This is a genomic window from Desulfobotulus alkaliphilus, from assembly GCF_007830435.1.
GTDB classification, from domain to species: domain Bacteria; phylum Desulfobacterota; class Desulfobacteria; order Desulfobacterales; family ASO4-4; genus Desulfobotulus; species Desulfobotulus alkaliphilus.
Genome location: NZ_VLLC01000013.1, coordinates 47294 through 63463 on the forward strand (window position 1 = coordinate 47294; position 16170 = coordinate 63463).

Consider the following 16170-nt stretch of genomic DNA (forward strand, 5'->3'; position numbering starts at 1 on the left):
GTCCATTGGAAAGGAGATAAGAAAAAGATGCCAACCATTAACCAGCTCGTCCGGAAAGGGCGCAAGCGTATGGTCAGCAAGATCAGTACGCCGGCGCTGAAGGGGGGGCCGCAGAAGCGGGGGGTATGTACCCGCGTCTACACCACAACACCGAAGAAGCCGAACTCGGCCCTTCGTAAGGTGGCCAGGGTCCGGTTGACCACAGGGGTTGAGGTAACAGCCTATATCCCGGGTATTGGTCACAACCTTCAGGAACACTCCGTTGTGCTTGTGGCAGGTGGCCGTGTAAAGGACCTTCCGGGTGTGCGCTATTCCATCGTTCGTGGGGCACTGGACACCCTGGGTGTTGCGGATCGGAAGAAGAGCCGGTCCCTTTACGGTGCTAAGAAACCCAAGTGATGAGAAAAGAGAGAGTATAGGGAATGCCCAGAAGAAGAGAAGTTCCGGAGCGGAAAATGATCCCGGACGCAAAGTATGGAAGCGTCCTTATGAGTCAGTTCATTAACAAGCTGATGCGGGATGGAAAGAAAAGTACGGCTGAATCCATCCTCTATGATGCCTTTGATATTCTGGCCGAAAAAACCGGAGAAGCTCCGCTTGAAACCTTTGAAAAGGCTCTGGAGAATGTCAAGCCCCTGCTGGAGGTAAAGTCCCGGCGCGTGGGTGGTGCCTCCTATCAGGTGCCTACGGATGTAAGGCCCAAAAGACGCACGGCCCTTGCCATTCGATGGCTGATCACTTATGCCCGTGCCCGGGGTGAAAAGACCATGGCCAGCAGGCTGGCGGCGGAGTTTCTCGATGCTGCCAACAAGCGGGGGGCTTCCGTTAAGAAGCGTGAAGATACCCATCGTATGGCTGAAGCCAACAAGGCATTTGCCCATTATCGTTGGTAGCCGACGGTCTTAAGCGGAAAAGCCGGGATTCTGGAAAGAATCAGGACATAACAGACCGGCGAGAAAGATAAGAATTCAATCCGCAGGCATAGCCGCCCTGGCAGGCTCCGGAGATTGTATCAGGAAAAGAAGCAGGTGGAGCTGTCGTGAAGGTGTCGGTATGAGGCTAACAGAGAAACGAATGGAAAATTTGATACTATGATGAACGCGAAAATCAGAATCAGGCTGCGGGCCTACGATCACAAGCTGCTGGATCAGTCTGCGCTGGATATCGTGGATACCGCCAAAAAGACCGGTGCCAAGATAGTCGGTCCGATTCCGCTTCCGACGAGCATAAACAAGTTTTGTGTTCTCCGGTCTCCCCATGTCAATAAAAAGTCCCGGGAGCAGTTTGAAATCCGGACGCACAAGCGTATGCTTGACATTCTGGAGCCGACCCAGCAGACGGTCGATGCCTTGATGAAGTTGGACCTGTCTCCCGGTGTAGACGTGGAGATCAAACTGTAAGAGGAAGCTTTGATCATGTGCAAAGGACTGATCGCAAAAAAGCTGGGGATGACAAGGATCTTTAACCAGGATGGGAACAGTATTCCCGTTACCGTCGTCCAGGCCGGTCCCTGTGTTGTTACCCAGATTAAGACAGTTGAAACCGATGGCTACAATGCGTTGCAGGTAGCCTTTGGTCCGAAAAAAGAACAGCGTGTAAACAAGCCCATGAAGGGCCACTTTGCCAAGGCCGGAGTGCCGTGTTTTTCCGTGGTAAAGGAGTTTGCGGTGGAAGATCCTTCCCAGTTCACGCTGGGGCAGGAAGTGACCGTGGATCTCTTCAAGGTCGGAGATCTTGTGGACGTGGTCGGAACCACCCAGGGTAAGGGATTTGCCGGTACCATCAAACGTCATGGTTATCACCGCGGGCCAGTCACCCACGGTTCCCACAACGTTCGTGCTCCCGGCTCTGTGGGGTGTTCTGCATGGCCTTCCCGTATTGTAAAGGGCAAGAAAATGCCCGGCCATATGGGTGTGGATCGCAAAACGGTCAGAAACCTTCAGATAGTAGATATCCGCCCCGAGGAAAATCTCCTCCTGATCAAGGGCGCAGTCCCCGGTCATAAAACCGGAATCCTCGAGATCAAGAAGCGGAAATACCAGAAATAGCTTCCGTCCGGTGCGCCGGGACTGCGGCGTTTGGATATGATGAGGAAACACCATGGCTGTCGTTGATGTTTTGAATAAAGAAGGCGAGAAAGTTTCCCAGATGGAGCTTTCAGACAGCGTCTTTAATGTGGAAGTGAAGCCTGCTGTGCTGCATGAGGTTGTCAAGATGCAGCTGGCTAAAAGGCGGGCAGGGACTGCGTGTGTAAAAAACCGGTCCGATATCAAGGGTTCTACCCGGAAACTGTTCCGTCAGAAAGGAACCGGCCGTGCGCGGCGCGGAGATATCAAGTCTCCACTCTTGAGGGGCGGCGGGGTTGTGTTCGGACCCCACCCCCGTTCCTATGCGTACAGTCTTCCCAAGAAGGTTCGGCAGCTGGCGTTGAAAATGGCGCTGAGCAGCAAGCTGAAAAATGAGAATATCAAGGTGCTTGAAGACCTGAATCTCGACGGAATCAAGACAAAAAATTTCGTTGGTATCATGCAGGTTCTGAATACCCGGAAAACGCTCATTGTCATCGGTGAGGAAAATCGGAATCTTGAGCTTTCCGCCCGGAATATTCCCGGTGTCAAGGTGCTGAAAGCAGAAGGGCTCAATGTTTATGATATTCTCCGCTACGATGATCTCCTGCTTGTGCCGTCTTCGGTTCAGAGTATTGAAGGGAGGTTTGCATCATGAACTACCATGATATTCTTATTCGTCCCCTGAACACGGAAAAAACCAATATCCTTCTCGAAGAAGGCAATAAGGTTACCTTCGAGGTGGCTCCAAAGGCAAACCGGATCGAAGTGAAAAAAGCTATCGAAGCGGTTTTTAACGTTAAAATTCTGTCCGTACACACCCAGAATGTAAAAGGAAAGGTGAAGCAGCGGGGCAGAATTATCGGCAAGCGGAAAGATTGGAAAAAAGCGGTTGCCACGTTAATGCCTGGGGAGAAAATCGAATTTTTTGACGGCGTATAAGCAGAGGGCATCCAATGGCAATCAAGAAAGTAAAGCCTACATCGGCGGGTCGCAGAGCACAGGAGTATTCTGCGTTTGACGAGATTACAAAAACCACGCCTGAAAAAAGTCTGCTGCGCCCCCTTAAAAAGAGCGGTGGCCGGAACGTCAATGGACGTATAACCTGCCGGCACCGGGGTGGTGGACACAGACGTCATTATCGTATTGTGGATTTCAAGCGGGACAAGGAAAATATTCCGGCCAAGGTAGCGGCCATCGAGTATGATCCCAACCGTACGGCACGTATTGCACTCCTGCACTATGCAGATGGTGAAAAACGTTATATACTGGCTCCGTTTAACCTGAAAGTCGGAGATACGGTACAGTCCGGAGAAACGGCAGATATCCGTCCCGGCAACACCCTGCCTCTGGCCAATATCCCTCTGGGTACCCAGATCCATAATATTGAGCTGAAAATCGGTAAAGGTGGACAGATTGTCCGCTCTGCCGGTGCTTCTGCCCAGCTTATGGCCAAGGAAGACGGATATGCGCTGGTTAAGCTTCCCTCGGGTGAGGTCCGCATGATTCTCCTCCGCTGCAAAGCCACCATCGGTGAGCTGGGCAACAAGGAACATGCCAACCTTTCTTTGGGTAAAGCCGGTCGTAAGCGCTGGATGGGTGTTCGTCCCAGTGTGCGTGGTGTGGCCATGAACCCTGTGGATCATCCCATGGGTGGTGGTGAAGGCCGTTCTTCCGGTGGACGTCATCCCTGTACTCCCTGGGGCAAACCCACCAAGGGCTACAGAACCAGGAAAAATAAAGCCACCGACAAGTACATTGTACGACGGCGCTCCAAATAACCGTCTAACACCGGTATGAACCGGTGCACAGGGAGATTTTTTTCATGCCTCGGTCGCTGAAAAAGGGTCCATATGTGGACCAGAGTCTTTTTAAGAAAATTGTTGCTGCGCAGGAAACCAGAAATAATAAGGTAATTAAAACCTGGTCCAGGCGCTCTACTATTCTTCCCGAAATGGTCGGCCTGACACTGGCTGTCCATAACGGCAAGAAATTCATCCCGGTTTTTGTTTCCGAGAACATGGTAGGGCACAAGTTGGGTGAATTCTCTCCAACGCGGACATACTATGGTCATGCTGCGGATAAAAAATCCAAAATGAAGAAGTAAAGGATGACGGAGATGGAGGTTAAGGCAGTTACCCGATATGTACGCATCTCTCCCCAGAAAGTACGCATGATCATCGATGCCGTGAAGGGCAAGCCGGTGGATGCGGGGATCAATGTGCTGCAGTTTATGCCCCAGAAAGCTGCTGGGATCTTGGGGAAAACGCTCAAGTCTGCTGTTGCCAATGCGGATCAGCAGGAAATCGACGTCGACTCCCTTTTTATAAAAAATATTTTTGTAGACCAGGGACCATCCCTCAAAAGATTCCGCCCCCGTGCCCGCGGAAGGGGTTCCCGGATTCTGAAACGGACCAGCCATATCACGGTCATCGTTGCCGAGAAGACGGCCTAGGAAGGAGGAGAGGTTGGGTCAGAAAGTTAATCCGACAGGACTGAGATTGGGAATCATTAGAACCTGGGATTCCCGTTGGTATGCCAAGAAGAACTATGCGGACTTCATCTATGAGGATTTCAAAATCCGCAGGTTTCTGAAAAAACGTCTGGGTCATGCGGGCGTAGCAAAAGTTGAAATTGAACGATCCAATAAGCGTGTGCGTCTTCGGATTTTTACGGCACGCCCCGGTATTGTTATCGGGAAAAAGGGAGCAGAAATTGCCCAGCTGAAACAGGAGCTGACCAAGGTTGTTTCCCAGGAAGTAATGATTGATATTCAGGAAGTGCGCAAGCCCGAGCTGGATGCTCAGCTGGTGGCTGAAAACGTGGCGCAGCAGCTGGAGCGTCGTGTGGCTTTCCGCCGTGCCATGAAAAGGGGAGTTTCTTCAGCCATGCGTTTTGGTGCAGAAGGCGTGAAGGTTATCTGCTCCGGCCGTCTTGGTGGTGCGGAAATGGCCCGGACAGAGTGGTACAAAGAGGGACGTATTCCTCTGCATACCCTCCGGGCGGACATTGACTACGGTTTCGCCGAAGCCAAGACGACCTACGGACAGATTGGTGTGAAGGTTTTTATCTTTAAAGGCGAAGTTCTGAGCAAGGACAAAGTTCAGGCGGCTGCCGCCCGGTAGGTCGCTTCAGGAGTTTATGAGAGATGCTGAGTCCCAAGAGATTTAAGTTCCGGAAACAGCAGCGTGGCAGAATGAAGGGTTCAGCCCAGCGCGGGGCTACTTTGAGTTTTGGTGAGTTTGGTCTTCAGGCCCTTGAGTGTGGCTATATCAACTCCCGTCAGATTGAGTCTGCGCGTATTGCCATGACTCGCCATGTCCGGCGTGGCGGTAAAATGTGGATTCGGATTTTTCCGGACAAACCCATTACCAAAAAACCTGCAGAGGTTCGTATGGGTAAGGGGAAAGGCCCCCATGACAGTTGGGTGGCCGTGATCAAACCCGGACGAATTCTTTATGAGATGGAAGGTGTACCCCGGGAGAAGGCCATGGAGGCCTTGCGCCTGGCTTCCTACAAACTTCCGGTAAAAACCCGGTTCGTAGAAAGAGGCGATTGGCAATGAAAGCAAATGAATTGAGATCGCTTGACACGAACGAGCTTGAAGCCAGATTGAAGGATTTCAGGCAGGAGCATATGAACCTGCGTTTCCGTCATGCGACGGCACAGCTCGATAACACAGCCTCCCTTAAACTGATTAAAAAGAAGGTGGCCCGTGTCATGACAGTGATCCAGCAACGGAAATCCAAGGGGCAGGATGCGTAATGAATGAGCGTGGAATGAGACGACAGCAGCTTGCAACCGTTGTTTCGGATAAAATGGATAAAACCGTTGTTGTCCGGGTAGAGCGGGTGATCAAGCACAAGCTGTACAAAAAGTATGTGAAAACGCATAAGAAGTATGCGGCCCATGACGAGGAAAACGCCTGTAAGATAGGGGATCGTGTAATTATCACGGAAAGCCGTCCCTTAAGCAAAAGCAAACACTGGCGTGTCAGTAAAATCGTTGAAAAAACGGCTTGATATAAGGAAAGATCGCCATGATTCAGGCTGAAAGCAGACTTACGGTGGCAGATAATTCCGGAGCCAAGGAAGTTTATTGCATCAAGGTTCTGGGAGGCTCTAAGCGGCGTTACGCCGGCATCGGTGACGTTATTGTGGTGTCTGTCAAAGAAGCGATCCCCAATTCCAAAGTGAAAAAAGGGGATGTGCAGAAAGCTGTGATTGTAAGAACATCCAAGGAGATTGCACGTCCGGATGGTTCCAAAATCCGCTTTGATGACAATTCCGCTGTCTTGATTAACAACAACAGAGAACCCATCGGCACCCGTATCTTCGGACCTGTTGCACGGGAGTTGCGTGCAAAGCGTTTTATGAAGATTGTCTCCCTGGCGCCCGAGGTCCTCTAACCGGCAGGCCACAAGGAGAATCGAGTACGTGATGACGGTAAAAACGAATATAAAAAAAGAAGACAAGGTCAAGGTTATTGCCGGTAAGGATGAAGGAAAGATCGGCAAGGTTCTCAAGGTGATCCGCAAAGATAACCGGGTGATTGTTGAGAACATCAATAAGGTGAAACGCCATGTGAAGCCGGATATGAAAAACCGGCAGGGCGGGATCATCGAACAGGAGGCCCCGATTCATCTGTCCAATGTCATGCTGATGTGCAATCACTGCATGAAGGCGTCACGCATCCGGATGCAGGAACTGGAAAACGGAAAAAAAGTGCGTGTGTGCAGAAAATGCAATGAAAACATTGACGCTTAATGACCGGGCGGGTGGTTCAGGATCGTGCCGGAGGATCGAATGTCGTATTTAAAGAGTAAGTATGAGGGGGAAGTTGTTCCCCAGCTCATGGAAACTTTTCAGTACAGGAATCCCATGCAGGTTCCCCGCATTGAAAAAGTCGTCCTGAACATGGGTCTTGGTGAGGCTATCCATAACAGCAAAATCCTGGATGCTGCTGCCGATGAACTGGGTAAGATTGCCGGTCAGAAGCCTGTGATAACGCGGGCAAAGAAGTCCATAGCCGCTTTTAAGCTTCGTGAGGGAATGCCCATTGGCTGCACGGTAACCCTTCGCCAGCAGCGGATGTATGATTTTCTGACACGTCTGCTCAATGCTGCTTTGCCCCGTGTTCGGGATTTTAAAGGGGTTTCGGGTAAAGCCTTTGATGGTAACGGCAACTATACCCTTGGTATTCGGGAGCAGATCATTTTCCCTGAGATTGACTATGATAAGATTGATAAGGTCAAGGGGCTTAATGTCTGCATTGTGACATCCGCTAAAACCAATGCGGAAGCCAAGGAGTTGCTCCGGCTCATGGGGATGCCTTTCCGGAACTGATAAAATAATTTTCGGAAGGGAATTTAGGAGGAAAAAAGTGGCCAAGAAATCTTTGATCGCAAAAGCAAATCGTAAGCCCAAATTCCAGGTGCGCGCGTATAACCGCTGTCCTGTTTGTGGCCGCCCCAGAGCCTTTCTTCGGAAGTTTGGTCTGTGCCGTATCTGTTTCAGAAAGATGGCATCCGAAGGTCTGTTGCCCGGGGTAACCAAGTCCAGCTGGTAAAAGCGGGATCTGGAATGGAATCAAGGGACGATAATGGAGAGAAATAAATGGCAGCAATCATAGATCCCATCGCGGATATGCTGACCCGTATAAGAAATGGCGGGAAAGCAAAATTCGCCAGTGTGGATATGCCCAGCTCTAAAATCAAGCTGGAACTCGCAAGGGTTCTCAAGGAGCAGGGTTACGTCAAAAATTTTAAAAAAGTTGATGATGGCAAACAGGGCATTCTTCGGGTCTATCTGAAATATACAGATGGCCAGAAGCATGTGATTTATGGCATTGACCGCGTGAGCAAGCCCAGTTGTCGGACCTATGCAAAGACTGGTGAGATAAAGCCCGTTCTTAATGGACTTGGCATAGCGATTCTTTCCACCTCCAAGGGAATTCTCACCGACAAGCAGGCCAAGACTGAGAATGTCGGTGGAGAAGTGCTCTGCAACGTCTGGTAGGAGTCGAGGAGAGATCATGTCAAGAATTGGAAAAAAACCGATCCAGGTTCCGGCCAAGGTGACTGTTCGTTATGCAGATCGTGTGCTGAGCGTTGATGGTCCTCTGGGTAAGCTGCAGCGTGAAATTCATCCGTCTGTGGATCTTGAGGTACTTGAAAATGTCATGCATGTAAAACCGCTGACGGAAGACAGGCAGGCCGTTGCCTTCCAGGGCATGACCCGGGCACTTGTGGCCAATATGGTTACCGGTGTTAGTGAAGGCTTTAAAAAGGTTCTTCAAATCAATGGTATTGGTTACAGAGCCGAGCTTAAAACGGATGTTCTTACCCTGCATGTGGGCTACTCCAATCCCGTGGACTATCCTGTTCCCGAAGGAATCAGCCTGGATGTGGCAAAGAACAATGATATTACGATATCCGGTGTTGACAAGCAGAAAGTTGGACAGGTCGCTGCGGAGATCCGGTCCGTTCGTCCTCCTGAACCCTATAAGGGTAAGGGCATCAAGTATGCGGATGAACATATTATTCGTAAGGCTGGTAAGGCCGCCAAGTAAAAAAGGATCGGGCCCAGGCCCAAAGGGGCCATAGTGGGACGTTTCGAAACCAAAGAGGATTTAAGGGAATGAGCTGCAATTCCAAAAAAGTGACGCGGCTGAAAAGAAAGATCCGTATCCGTAAAAAAATACGGGGAACTGCCGCGCGCCCGAGACTGTGTGTTTTCAGAAGTGCCAGGCATATTTATGCTCAGGTCATTGATGATATTGAAGGGCGTACTCTGTTTTCTGCATCCAGTGTTGAAAAAGACATTCTGGATACCGACGAAGCCAAGGCCAAGCTGGACCGGGCCAAGGTAATCGGTAAGAAGCTGGCAGAGCGTGCCGTGGCCGGTGGCGTGACCCAGGTGGTTTTTGACCGCAATGGGTTTATTTATCATGGCCGGGTTAAAGCCGTGGCCGACGGTGCCAGAGAAGCGGGCCTGGAATTTTAAGGTAAGGAGGCTGTGCCTTGTTTAAAAAAGACACGGGTGAAAAACAGTACATCGACAAGGTTGTGTACATCAACCGCGTTGCCAAGGTGGTCAAGGGCGGTCGTCGGTTCAGTTTCAGTGCCATTGTCGTTGTTGGTGACGGTGAAGGTAAGGTGGGTTGGGGCCTTGGTAAGGCTGGGGAAGTTCCTGAAGCCATCCGTAAGGGCGTGGAGCAGGCCAAGAAGAATATGGTAAAAATTCCCCTGACGGCGGAAGGTTCGCTTCCATTTGAAGTTACTGGCAGATTTGGTGCTGGCAAGGTATTGCTCAAGCCAGCTTCCCAGGGTACCGGGCTGATTGCCGGCGGTGCTGTGCGTGCCGTACTTGAGGCTGTCGGTGTCAAGGATATTCTGACGAAATGCCTTGGGTCCAACAACCCCCACAACATGGTCAAAGCAACCATTGAGGGGCTGAGCAGACTGGAAAGCCCGGCCCAGATTGCCAGACGGCGCGGTCTGCGGATCGAAGATCTGTAAAGGGGAAAATCGTAATGGGAACCAAGCTCAATATTCAGTTGGTAAGGAGTATGGTGGGTAAACCGGAAAAGCAGCGGAAAGTGCTGCGGGCGCTGGGGCTGACCAGGATGCATAAAATGGTAACCCTTGACGCCAATCCTGCCATACAGGGTATGATTACCAAAGTTGCCCATATGGTGAAAGTGGAGGAGGTGTAAGATGGTTAAACTCTATGAACTTTCTCCGGCAGAGGGCTCGACCCGTAAACGCAAGCGCAAAGGGCGCGGTGTTGCTTCCGGGAATGGTACGACTGCTGGCCGTGGTTACAACGGACAGAATTCCCGCTCTGGCGGTAAAGTCCGTGCCGGCTTTGAAGGCGGGCAGATGCCCTTGCACCGTCGCCTTCCCAAGCGCGGCTTTACGAGTATTTTTAAAACGCAGTTTGCCGTTGTCAATCTTTCGGACCTGTCCAGATTTGAAGCCAACGCCCTTGTGGACGAGGCAACACTTCTTCAGGCAGGTGTGGTCAGGCAGGTAAAAGATGGTGTCAAGCTCCTTGCAAAGGGAGACGTCTCCGTACCTCTGACCGTACAGGTATCCCGGATCAGCCAGGCTGCCAAAGCAAAAATTGAAGCAGCCGGTGGCAAAGTCGAAGGGTAAATGACTTATGGTGGGTAGTGGCTTTCAGAATATTTTCAGGGTACCAGAGTTAAAACGGCGGGTATTGTTTACCCTGATGATGCTGGTGGTTTACCGTATCGGGGTTCATGTGCCTACCCCTGGCATTGACAGGGAGGCTCTGGGGGCTATTTTTGCCCGGACCCAGGGAACCCTTTTTGCCATGTTTGACATGTTTTCCGGTGGGGCCTTGGAACAACTGTCGGTCTTTGCCCTCGGAATCATGCCCTACATCAGTGCTTCCATCATCATTCAGCTTCTTACTGTAGCCGTTCCCCACCTGGAGCGTCTTAAGAAAGAAGGTGAGCAGGGGCGTCGCAAGATTACCCAGTATACCCGCTACGGTACGATCGTCCTCAGTGTTATCCAAGGGCTTGGTATCAGTATCGGCCTTGAAAGCATGATGGCTCCGGGTGGTGGAGCCGTTGTCATGGATCCAGGCTGGGGCTTCCGTATCATGACGGTGATTACCCTGACATCCGGGACCGCATTTATCATGTGGCTGGGTGAGCAGGTCACCGAAAGGGGTGTTGGAAACGGAATTTCTTTGGTAATTTTTGCAGGTATTGTTGCAGGGCTGCCCTCTGCCATGGGAAATACCTTCCGCCTTCTTAAAACCGGTGAGATGGGTATTTTTCTGGTGGTGTTCCTTGTGGTCATGATGATTTCAGTTGTCGCATTTATCGTTTTTGTGGAACAGGGGCAACGCCGTATCCCCGTACATTATGCCAAACGTGTAGTTGGTAATAAAATGTATGGTGGTCAGACATCCCACCTCCCTTTGAAAGTTAATACTTCAGGGGTTATTCCACCGATTTTTGCTTCTTCCATCATCATGTTCCCAGCAACCATAGCCAGCTTCATTGATCTTCCCATGATGCGGGGAGTCATGGATGCCCTGCATCCGGGCGGTGTCCTTTATGAGGCTATTTTTGTTCTTTTTATCTTTTTCTTCTGCTTTTTTTATACAGCCATTGTGTTCAATCCCGTGGATGTTGCAGAGAATATGAGAAAAAACGGGGGTTATATCCCCGGAATACGACCCGGCAAACGGACTTCGGATTTTATTGATAAGGTGCTGACACGCCTGACCCTCAGCGGGGCCACCTATGTGTCAGCGGTATGCGTCCTGCCTTCCATACTCATTACCCAGTTCAATGTGCCTTTTTATTTCGGAGGCACGGCCTTGCTCATCGTTGTGGCGGTTTCTCTGGATACGGTATCCCAGATGGAATCCCATATGCTGACGAGGAACTACGAAGGGTTTTTGAATAAGAAAACTGGAAGGATTCGGGGACGACGCGGATGATCAGTTTTTCCCGGTCCTTTTGCGGCCGGAAAATAAGTATGGACTCGGGCATCCTGCGGTGTTATATTTCCGGGTCTTTGCATGATACGGATACCCTTTTGGGTATCCAGGAGGATCAATGGCCAAGGAAGATGCAATCAAGGTGCAGGGCGAAGTAGTTGAAACCTTGCCGAATGCGATGTTTCGCGTGCGCCTCGAAAACGGGCATGAAATTTTGGCGCATATCTCCGGGAAAATGCGTATGCATTTTATCAAAATACTGCCCGGAGATAAGGTGACGGTTGAGTTGTCCCCATATGATTTGACCCGGGGACGGATCACCTACCGATCCAAGTAGGAATCGGTTTAAGAAATGAGGAGCTTCCCATGAAAGTCAGGGCTTCAGTTAAAAAAATTTGCACAAAATGCAAAGTCGTGAAGCGCAAGGGCGTAGTACGTGTGATTTGTGAAAACAAGCGGCATAAACAGCGGCAAGGGTAAAGGGGGATACTTTGGCTCGAATTGCAGGTGTGGATCTTCCCAGAAAAAAGCGTGTGGATATCGCTTTAACGTATATTTATGGTATCGGCAGAACCAGTGCATCCAGAATTGTTGGTGGTCTGGGTCTTGATGGCGCCACCAGGGTTGATGCCCTCACGGATGATGAAATCAATGGCATCCGTAAGGCAATTGACGGGGAATTCAAGGTGGAAGGAGAACTTCGTTCTGAGGTTTCCATGAACGTCAAGCGGCTGATGGATCTGGGGTGTTACAGGGGCCTGCGGCATCGCAGGGGACTGCCTGTTAATGGTCAGCGTACCCGGACCAATGCGCGGACGCGTAAGGGACCGAGAAGAGCGGCCATCAAGAAGAAAAAGTAAGCAGGAGACAGGATTAGATTATGGCCAAAGCACGTTCTGCTAAAAAGACTAAGAAGGTTAAAAAGAATATTTCGACGGGTGTTGTGCATATTCAGTCCACTTTCAACAACACCATTGTAACCATCTCCGACACCGCAGGTGGCGTTGTTTCCTGGTCTTCTTCCGGAGCTATGGGGTTTAAGGGGTCAAGAAAAAGTACGCCCTTTGCTGCCCAGATGGCTGCAGAAGATGCTGCCAAAAAAGCCCAGGAACACGGCATGCGGAATGTGGAAGTTTATGTAAAAGGCCCCGGATCGGGCCGCGAATCCGCTCTGCGTGCCATACAGGGAACGGGTTTTACAGTGACCATGATTAAAGATGTCACTCCGGTACCCCACAACGGCTGCCGGCCCCCCAAGCGTCGCCGGGTGTAATTGAAGCCCCGGTCCGTCCACAGGCGGGCATCGGTAATCCATAGTAGCGTAGTGCTGAGTGTTTGAAGGAGGATACCTTGTCCAGATACCGCGGTTCCGTCTGTCGTATGTGCAGACGTGAAAACATGAAATTATTTCTTAAGGGTGATCGCTGCTTTTCGGACAAATGCAGCTTTGACCGTAGACCCTATGCTCCTGGTCAGCATGGCCAGCGTCGGAGCAAGGTTTCAGATTATGGGATACAGCTTCGGGAAAAGCAGAAGGTCAAGCGCCTGTATGGGCTTTCTGAAAAACAGTTTCGTCTGACCTTCAGCAAGGCAGAACAGAAAAAGGGAATTACCGGCATCAATCTTCTGATGCATCTGGAATCCCGTCTGGATAACGTGGTTTACCGTATGGGTTTTGTGAATTCCCGTACCCAGGGTCGCCACTTTGTCCGTCATAACCATTTTTTAGTAAACGGTATCCGGGTGAACATCCCTTCCTATGTGGTTAAGGCCGGTGATGTTATTGAAATCCGTGAAAAAAGCCGGAAGGTTCAGGCGGTGAGTGATGCCATGGACGCTGTGGTGCGTCGTGGTGTTCCCCAGTGGCTGGAGCTGGATAAGGATGGATTTAAAGGGACGGTAAAATCTGCACCTGTTCGTGAAGATATTACACTGCCAATTCAGGAGCAGCTCATTGTTGAATTGTACTCCAAGTAGGCCCCGTCATCCTCGGTCACATGACCGGGCGGGTAGGGCTGTTGCTTCCCGAACCGGATCGGGCATCCTCTGAACCGATTGGAGATAAGGCCATATGTCATCGAACGAACTTATGTATGTTAACTGGACGGACATGATCAGGCCCGATAAAATCCAGGTGGAGACAACAGAAGAATACGGCAAGTTCGTATTCGAACCCCTGGAGCGAGGTTTCGGGACAACCATTGGTAATGCTCTGCGCAGGACGATTCTTTCTTCCCTCCATGGTGCTGCCATTGTGTCCGTTAAGTTCGAAGATGTGATGCACGAGTTCACGACGATTCCCCATGTGCTGGAAGATGTCAGTGAAATTATTTTTAACCTTAAGGAAGTCCGTCTGAGAACTGATGATCCTGACCCCCAGACCATACGCATTGATGTCTCTGAGGGAAAACGCATTACCGCTGGGGATATTATATCGGATAATGGCAGAATCACGGTTCTGAATCCCGATCACTATATCGCTACCCTGAATCCGGGTGGTCGCCTGCAGATGGAAATGACGGTAAGGCTGGGTAAAGGGTTTGCCCTTGCAGCTTCCAATAAGGATCCCGATGCGCCTGTGGGGACACTGGCCATTGATTCTGTGTTTTCTCCCATACAGCGGGTTCGGTATACCGTAGGGAATGCGCGGGTTGGGCAAAAGACGGATTATGATAAGCTGACCCTGGAGGTCTGGACGGACCGCAGTGTTTCTCCCGAAGATGCCGTAGCCTATGCGGCAAAAATTCTCAAGGAGCAGTTGTCCGTATTCATTAACTTTGATGAAGAGGTTGTACCGGAAGCTTCCTATGTCGAGGAAGAAGAAAGTGGCAGCCGTGAATTCAATGAGCATCTGTACAGGAATGTAGATGAGCTTGAACTCTCTGTCCGGAGTGCCAACTGTCTCAAAAATGCAAAAATACTTAAGATATGGCAGCTGGTGCAAAAGAGTGAAAATGAGATGCTCAAGACTAAAAATTTCGGTCGCAAATCTTTGAATGAAATCAAGGAAGTCCTTACGGATATGGGATTGTCCCTGGGCATGAAGCTTGAGGGGTTTGTACCCTTTGAAGAAGATGCGGCTGAGGAAGACGACGAGTAGGAGAGCGGAGCATGCGACACAGAAAAGCAGGCGTAAAACTCAATCGCACATCCAGCCATCGGGATGCCATGTTCCGTAACATGGTTACGTCCATGATCAAGCACGGTCGTATTCGTACAACGGATGTGAAGGCCAAGGAATTGCGACGTTGGGTGGATAAGATGGTAACCCTGGCCAAGCGGGGAGATCTGCACGCAAGACGTCAGGCCCTTTCCGTTATTCGGGAAAAAAGTGTGGTTCATCAGCTCTTTGCCGAAGCACAGGATCGCTTCGGTCACCGTGCCGGTGGCTATACCCGCATTATCAAGCTGGGTTACCGGGCTGGTGATGCTGCCCCCATGGCCCTGATTGAATTTGTGGATCCGGCACCTGTTGCTGCTGCAGAGGCGGCAGAAGCCTGATGCTGGTTGAAAAAAGGCCGGTTTTTCCGGCCTTTTTTCATGTGTATTTTTTGTTTACTGATGGTATCGTGCAGTCTTTGGGACTGGCAGGATATTTTTTTATGGGCTGGTTACAGCGAAGGTGCCTTTCCCTGATGGAAAGTGCACCTTTTTGTATGGTTTTTGTTTAACCTCATAAAAAGTAAATTTCCCCCTAATCTTTCCTGAACAATTCCCCCCTATCTTCGTTTCCAGTGATGCGCTGACACCCACTTCGGTGTTTCGTTAAAAAATCAATTAAGGAGAAATGAAGATGCTGAGAAAAGCCGGTCTTTTTTTTGCTGCCCTTGCCTTCCTCTGTATGGGAAGTGGCGCTGCCTTTGCTGAAAGGCTTTCCATTAACGGTTCAACAACCGTGCTCCCGGCAGCCCAGAAGCTTGCGGAAGCCTTCATGAAGGTTCGTCCTGACGTGGCGGTCTCCGTTGCGGGCGGGGGCTCAGGCAATGGCATCAGGGCTATTGTTGATGGAACTTCCCATGTTGGTAATTCCTCCCGTTTTATAAGAAGCAGTGAAGTAAAAATGGCTGTGGAAAGGAATACTTATCCGGTTCCCTTCCGTATTGCCCTGGACTGTATCGTGCCTGTCGTTCACCCGGACAATCCCGTCACAAATCTCACGCTGGATCAGTTGAGGGACATGTACACGGGCAAAATCCGCAACTGGAAAGAGGTTGGTGGAAAGGATATGCGTGTGGTGGTTGTTTCCAGAGATTCTTCATCGGGTACCTTTGAAACCTGGGGTGATCTTGTGATGAACAAACAGCGTGTGGTGCCCAGTGCATTGACAGTTCCGTCCAATGGCGGTCTGGTTCAGGCTGTTACCACAACACCTGGCGCCATTGGCTATATTGCTTTAGGTTATGTGAATCAGGATGTGAAAATGGTTTCCGTGGACGGGGTTATGGGCAGTGAGGAAAATACCATCAGTGGCCGCTACCCCATTTCAAGGCCTCTGTTCATGTTTACCCGAGGCTGGCCAGAGGGAGTGACGCTGGATTTTATCAATTTTGTTTTTTCCAGAAAGGGACAGGAAGCCGTAAGGGCTTCCGGGAGCATACCGGTTTACTAAACCCTTTGGT

General features: G+C 50.5%; 32 protein-coding genes. All 32 read left to right on the forward strand.

Features of this window, described 5'->3' with window-relative positions; translation table 11 throughout:
• The first annotated feature begins 27 nt into the window (after positions 1 to 27).
• Complete coding sequence (gene rpsL / locus LZ24_RS09320; RefSeq protein ID WP_144684825.1) at positions 28 to 399, forward strand: 30S ribosomal protein S12; 372 nt, start codon at positions 28 to 30, stop codon at positions 397 to 399.
• A 23-nt stretch (positions 400 to 422) separates the two neighbouring features.
• Positions 423 to 893: a 30S ribosomal protein S7 gene (gene rpsG / locus LZ24_RS09325; RefSeq protein ID WP_144684827.1), complete on the forward strand. Its 471-nt coding sequence runs from the start codon at positions 423 to 425 to the stop codon at positions 891 to 893.
• Positions 894 to 1091: 198 nt separating this feature from the next.
• Positions 1092 to 1400: a 30S ribosomal protein S10 gene (gene rpsJ / locus LZ24_RS09330; RefSeq protein WP_139448042.1), complete on the forward strand. Its 309-nt coding sequence runs from the start codon at positions 1092 to 1094 to the stop codon at positions 1398 to 1400.
• A gap of 15 nt (positions 1401 to 1415) precedes the next feature.
• Positions 1416 to 2048: a 50S ribosomal protein L3 gene (rplC, locus tag LZ24_RS09335; protein WP_144684829.1), complete on the forward strand. Its 633-nt coding sequence runs from the start codon at positions 1416 to 1418 to the stop codon at positions 2046 to 2048.
• 52 nt (positions 2049 to 2100) lie between these two features.
• Positions 2101 to 2724 (forward strand): 50S ribosomal protein L4, encoded by a 624-nt coding sequence (gene rplD / locus LZ24_RS09340; protein ID WP_144684831.1) that lies wholly within the window; start codon positions 2101 to 2103, stop codon positions 2722 to 2724.
• Complete coding sequence (gene rplW / locus LZ24_RS09345) at positions 2721 to 3008, forward strand: 50S ribosomal protein L23 (protein ID WP_144684833.1); 288 nt, start codon at positions 2721 to 2723, stop codon at positions 3006 to 3008. Before rplD ends, rplW begins: the two co-directional genes overlap by 4 nt.
• Positions 3009 to 3022: 14 nt before the next feature.
• A complete protein-coding gene (gene rplB / locus LZ24_RS09350) occupies positions 3023 to 3847 on the forward strand; it encodes a 50S ribosomal protein L2 (protein WP_144684835.1) in 825 nt (274 codons plus the stop codon).
• A 44-nt stretch (positions 3848 to 3891) separates the two neighbouring features.
• Positions 3892 to 4173: a 30S ribosomal protein S19 gene (gene rpsS / locus LZ24_RS09355; RefSeq protein ID WP_144684837.1), complete on the forward strand. Its 282-nt coding sequence runs from the start codon at positions 3892 to 3894 to the stop codon at positions 4171 to 4173.
• 12 nt (positions 4174 to 4185) lie between these two features.
• Complete coding sequence (gene rplV / locus LZ24_RS09360) at positions 4186 to 4521, forward strand: 50S ribosomal protein L22 (RefSeq protein WP_139448224.1); 336 nt, start codon at positions 4186 to 4188, stop codon at positions 4519 to 4521.
• Positions 4522 to 4534: 13 nt separating this feature from the next.
• The gene (gene rpsC / locus LZ24_RS09365) at positions 4535 to 5191 is read left to right on the forward strand and encodes a 30S ribosomal protein S3 (RefSeq protein ID WP_144684839.1); all 657 of its coding nucleotides are present in this window, start codon (positions 4535 to 4537) and stop codon (positions 5189 to 5191) included.
• A gap of 23 nt (positions 5192 to 5214) precedes the next feature.
• A complete protein-coding gene (gene rplP, locus LZ24_RS09370) occupies positions 5215 to 5631 on the forward strand; it encodes a 50S ribosomal protein L16 (protein WP_144684841.1) in 417 nt (138 codons plus the stop codon).
• On the forward strand, positions 5628 to 5831 hold the full coding sequence (gene rpmC, locus LZ24_RS09375; protein ID WP_144684842.1) for a 50S ribosomal protein L29: 204 nt from the start codon (positions 5628 to 5630) through the stop codon (positions 5829 to 5831). Before rplP ends, rpmC begins: the two co-directional genes overlap by 4 nt.
• Positions 5831 to 6088, forward strand: a complete 258-nt coding sequence (rpsQ, locus tag LZ24_RS09380) for a 30S ribosomal protein S17 (RefSeq protein WP_144684844.1) — start codon at positions 5831 to 5833, stop codon at positions 6086 to 6088. Before rpmC ends, rpsQ begins: the two co-directional genes overlap by 1 nt.
• A 17-nt stretch (positions 6089 to 6105) precedes the next feature.
• Entirely contained in the window at positions 6106 to 6474 is a 369-nt protein-coding gene (rplN, locus tag LZ24_RS09385; RefSeq protein WP_144684846.1) for a 50S ribosomal protein L14, read from the forward strand.
• 31 nt (positions 6475 to 6505) lie between these two features.
• Positions 6506 to 6832, forward strand: coding sequence for a 50S ribosomal protein L24 (gene rplX / locus LZ24_RS09390; protein ID WP_144684848.1), 327 nt, complete (start codon positions 6506 to 6508; stop codon positions 6830 to 6832).
• 39 nt (positions 6833 to 6871) lie between these two features.
• Positions 6872 to 7411, forward strand: coding sequence for a 50S ribosomal protein L5 (gene rplE / locus LZ24_RS09395; protein ID WP_144684850.1), 540 nt, complete (start codon positions 6872 to 6874; stop codon positions 7409 to 7411).
• Entirely contained in the window at positions 7359 to 7634 is a 276-nt protein-coding gene (locus LZ24_RS09400) for a type Z 30S ribosomal protein S14 (RefSeq protein ID WP_456236629.1), read from the forward strand. Before rplE ends, LZ24_RS09400 begins: the two co-directional genes overlap by 53 nt.
• 47 nt (positions 7635 to 7681) lie before the next feature.
• Positions 7682 to 8083 (forward strand): 30S ribosomal protein S8, encoded by a 402-nt coding sequence (gene rpsH / locus LZ24_RS09405; protein ID WP_144684852.1) that lies wholly within the window; start codon positions 7682 to 7684, stop codon positions 8081 to 8083.
• A 16-nt stretch (positions 8084 to 8099) separates the two neighbouring features.
• Positions 8100 to 8636: a 50S ribosomal protein L6 gene (rplF, locus tag LZ24_RS09410; RefSeq protein ID WP_144684854.1), complete on the forward strand. Its 537-nt coding sequence runs from the start codon at positions 8100 to 8102 to the stop codon at positions 8634 to 8636.
• Positions 8637 to 8704: 68 nt separating this feature from the next.
• Positions 8705 to 9070, forward strand: a complete 366-nt coding sequence (rplR, locus tag LZ24_RS09415) for a 50S ribosomal protein L18 (protein WP_144684856.1) — start codon at positions 8705 to 8707, stop codon at positions 9068 to 9070.
• Positions 9071 to 9087: 17 nt separating this feature from the next.
• Complete coding sequence (gene rpsE / locus LZ24_RS09420) at positions 9088 to 9585, forward strand: 30S ribosomal protein S5 (protein WP_144684858.1); 498 nt, start codon at positions 9088 to 9090, stop codon at positions 9583 to 9585.
• Positions 9586 to 9599: 14 nt separating this feature from the next.
• The gene (rpmD, locus tag LZ24_RS09425; protein ID WP_144684860.1) at positions 9600 to 9782 is read left to right on the forward strand and encodes a 50S ribosomal protein L30; all 183 of its coding nucleotides are present in this window, start codon (positions 9600 to 9602) and stop codon (positions 9780 to 9782) included.
• 1 nt (position 9783) lies between these two features.
• Entirely contained in the window at positions 9784 to 10224 is a 441-nt protein-coding gene (gene rplO / locus LZ24_RS09430; RefSeq protein ID WP_144684862.1) for a 50S ribosomal protein L15, read from the forward strand.
• A 7-nt stretch (positions 10225 to 10231) separates the two neighbouring features.
• Entirely contained in the window at positions 10232 to 11551 is a 1320-nt protein-coding gene (secY, locus tag LZ24_RS09435; RefSeq protein WP_144684864.1) for a preprotein translocase subunit SecY, read from the forward strand.
• Positions 11552 to 11669: 118 nt separating this feature from the next.
• Positions 11670 to 11888, forward strand: a complete 219-nt coding sequence (infA, locus tag LZ24_RS09440; RefSeq protein ID WP_139448003.1) for a translation initiation factor IF-1 — start codon at positions 11670 to 11672, stop codon at positions 11886 to 11888.
• Positions 11889 to 11917: 29 nt separating this feature from the next.
• The gene (gene rpmJ / locus LZ24_RS09445; protein WP_144684866.1) at positions 11918 to 12031 is read left to right on the forward strand and encodes a 50S ribosomal protein L36; all 114 of its coding nucleotides are present in this window, start codon (positions 11918 to 11920) and stop codon (positions 12029 to 12031) included.
• Positions 12032 to 12042: 11 nt separating this feature from the next.
• Positions 12043 to 12411 (forward strand): 30S ribosomal protein S13, encoded by a 369-nt coding sequence (gene rpsM / locus LZ24_RS09450; RefSeq protein ID WP_144684868.1) that lies wholly within the window; start codon positions 12043 to 12045, stop codon positions 12409 to 12411.
• A 20-nt stretch (positions 12412 to 12431) separates the two neighbouring features.
• The gene (gene rpsK, locus LZ24_RS09455; protein ID WP_144684870.1) at positions 12432 to 12824 is read left to right on the forward strand and encodes a 30S ribosomal protein S11; all 393 of its coding nucleotides are present in this window, start codon (positions 12432 to 12434) and stop codon (positions 12822 to 12824) included.
• Between the two features lie 77 nt (positions 12825 to 12901).
• A complete protein-coding gene (gene rpsD, locus LZ24_RS09460; RefSeq protein WP_144684872.1) occupies positions 12902 to 13528 on the forward strand; it encodes a 30S ribosomal protein S4 in 627 nt (208 codons plus the stop codon).
• A gap of 94 nt (positions 13529 to 13622) precedes the next feature.
• Positions 13623 to 14651, forward strand: a complete 1029-nt coding sequence (locus tag LZ24_RS09465) for a DNA-directed RNA polymerase subunit alpha (protein ID WP_144684874.1) — start codon at positions 13623 to 13625, stop codon at positions 14649 to 14651.
• A gap of 11 nt (positions 14652 to 14662) precedes the next feature.
• Positions 14663 to 15052, forward strand: coding sequence for a 50S ribosomal protein L17 (rplQ, locus tag LZ24_RS09470; protein WP_139447991.1), 390 nt, complete (start codon positions 14663 to 14665; stop codon positions 15050 to 15052).
• 292 nt (positions 15053 to 15344) lie between these two features.
• On the forward strand, positions 15345 to 16160 hold the full coding sequence (locus LZ24_RS09475) for a phosphate ABC transporter substrate-binding protein (protein ID WP_246118570.1): 816 nt from the start codon (positions 15345 to 15347) through the stop codon (positions 16158 to 16160).
• The last annotated feature ends 10 nt before the right edge of the window (positions 16161 to 16170 follow it).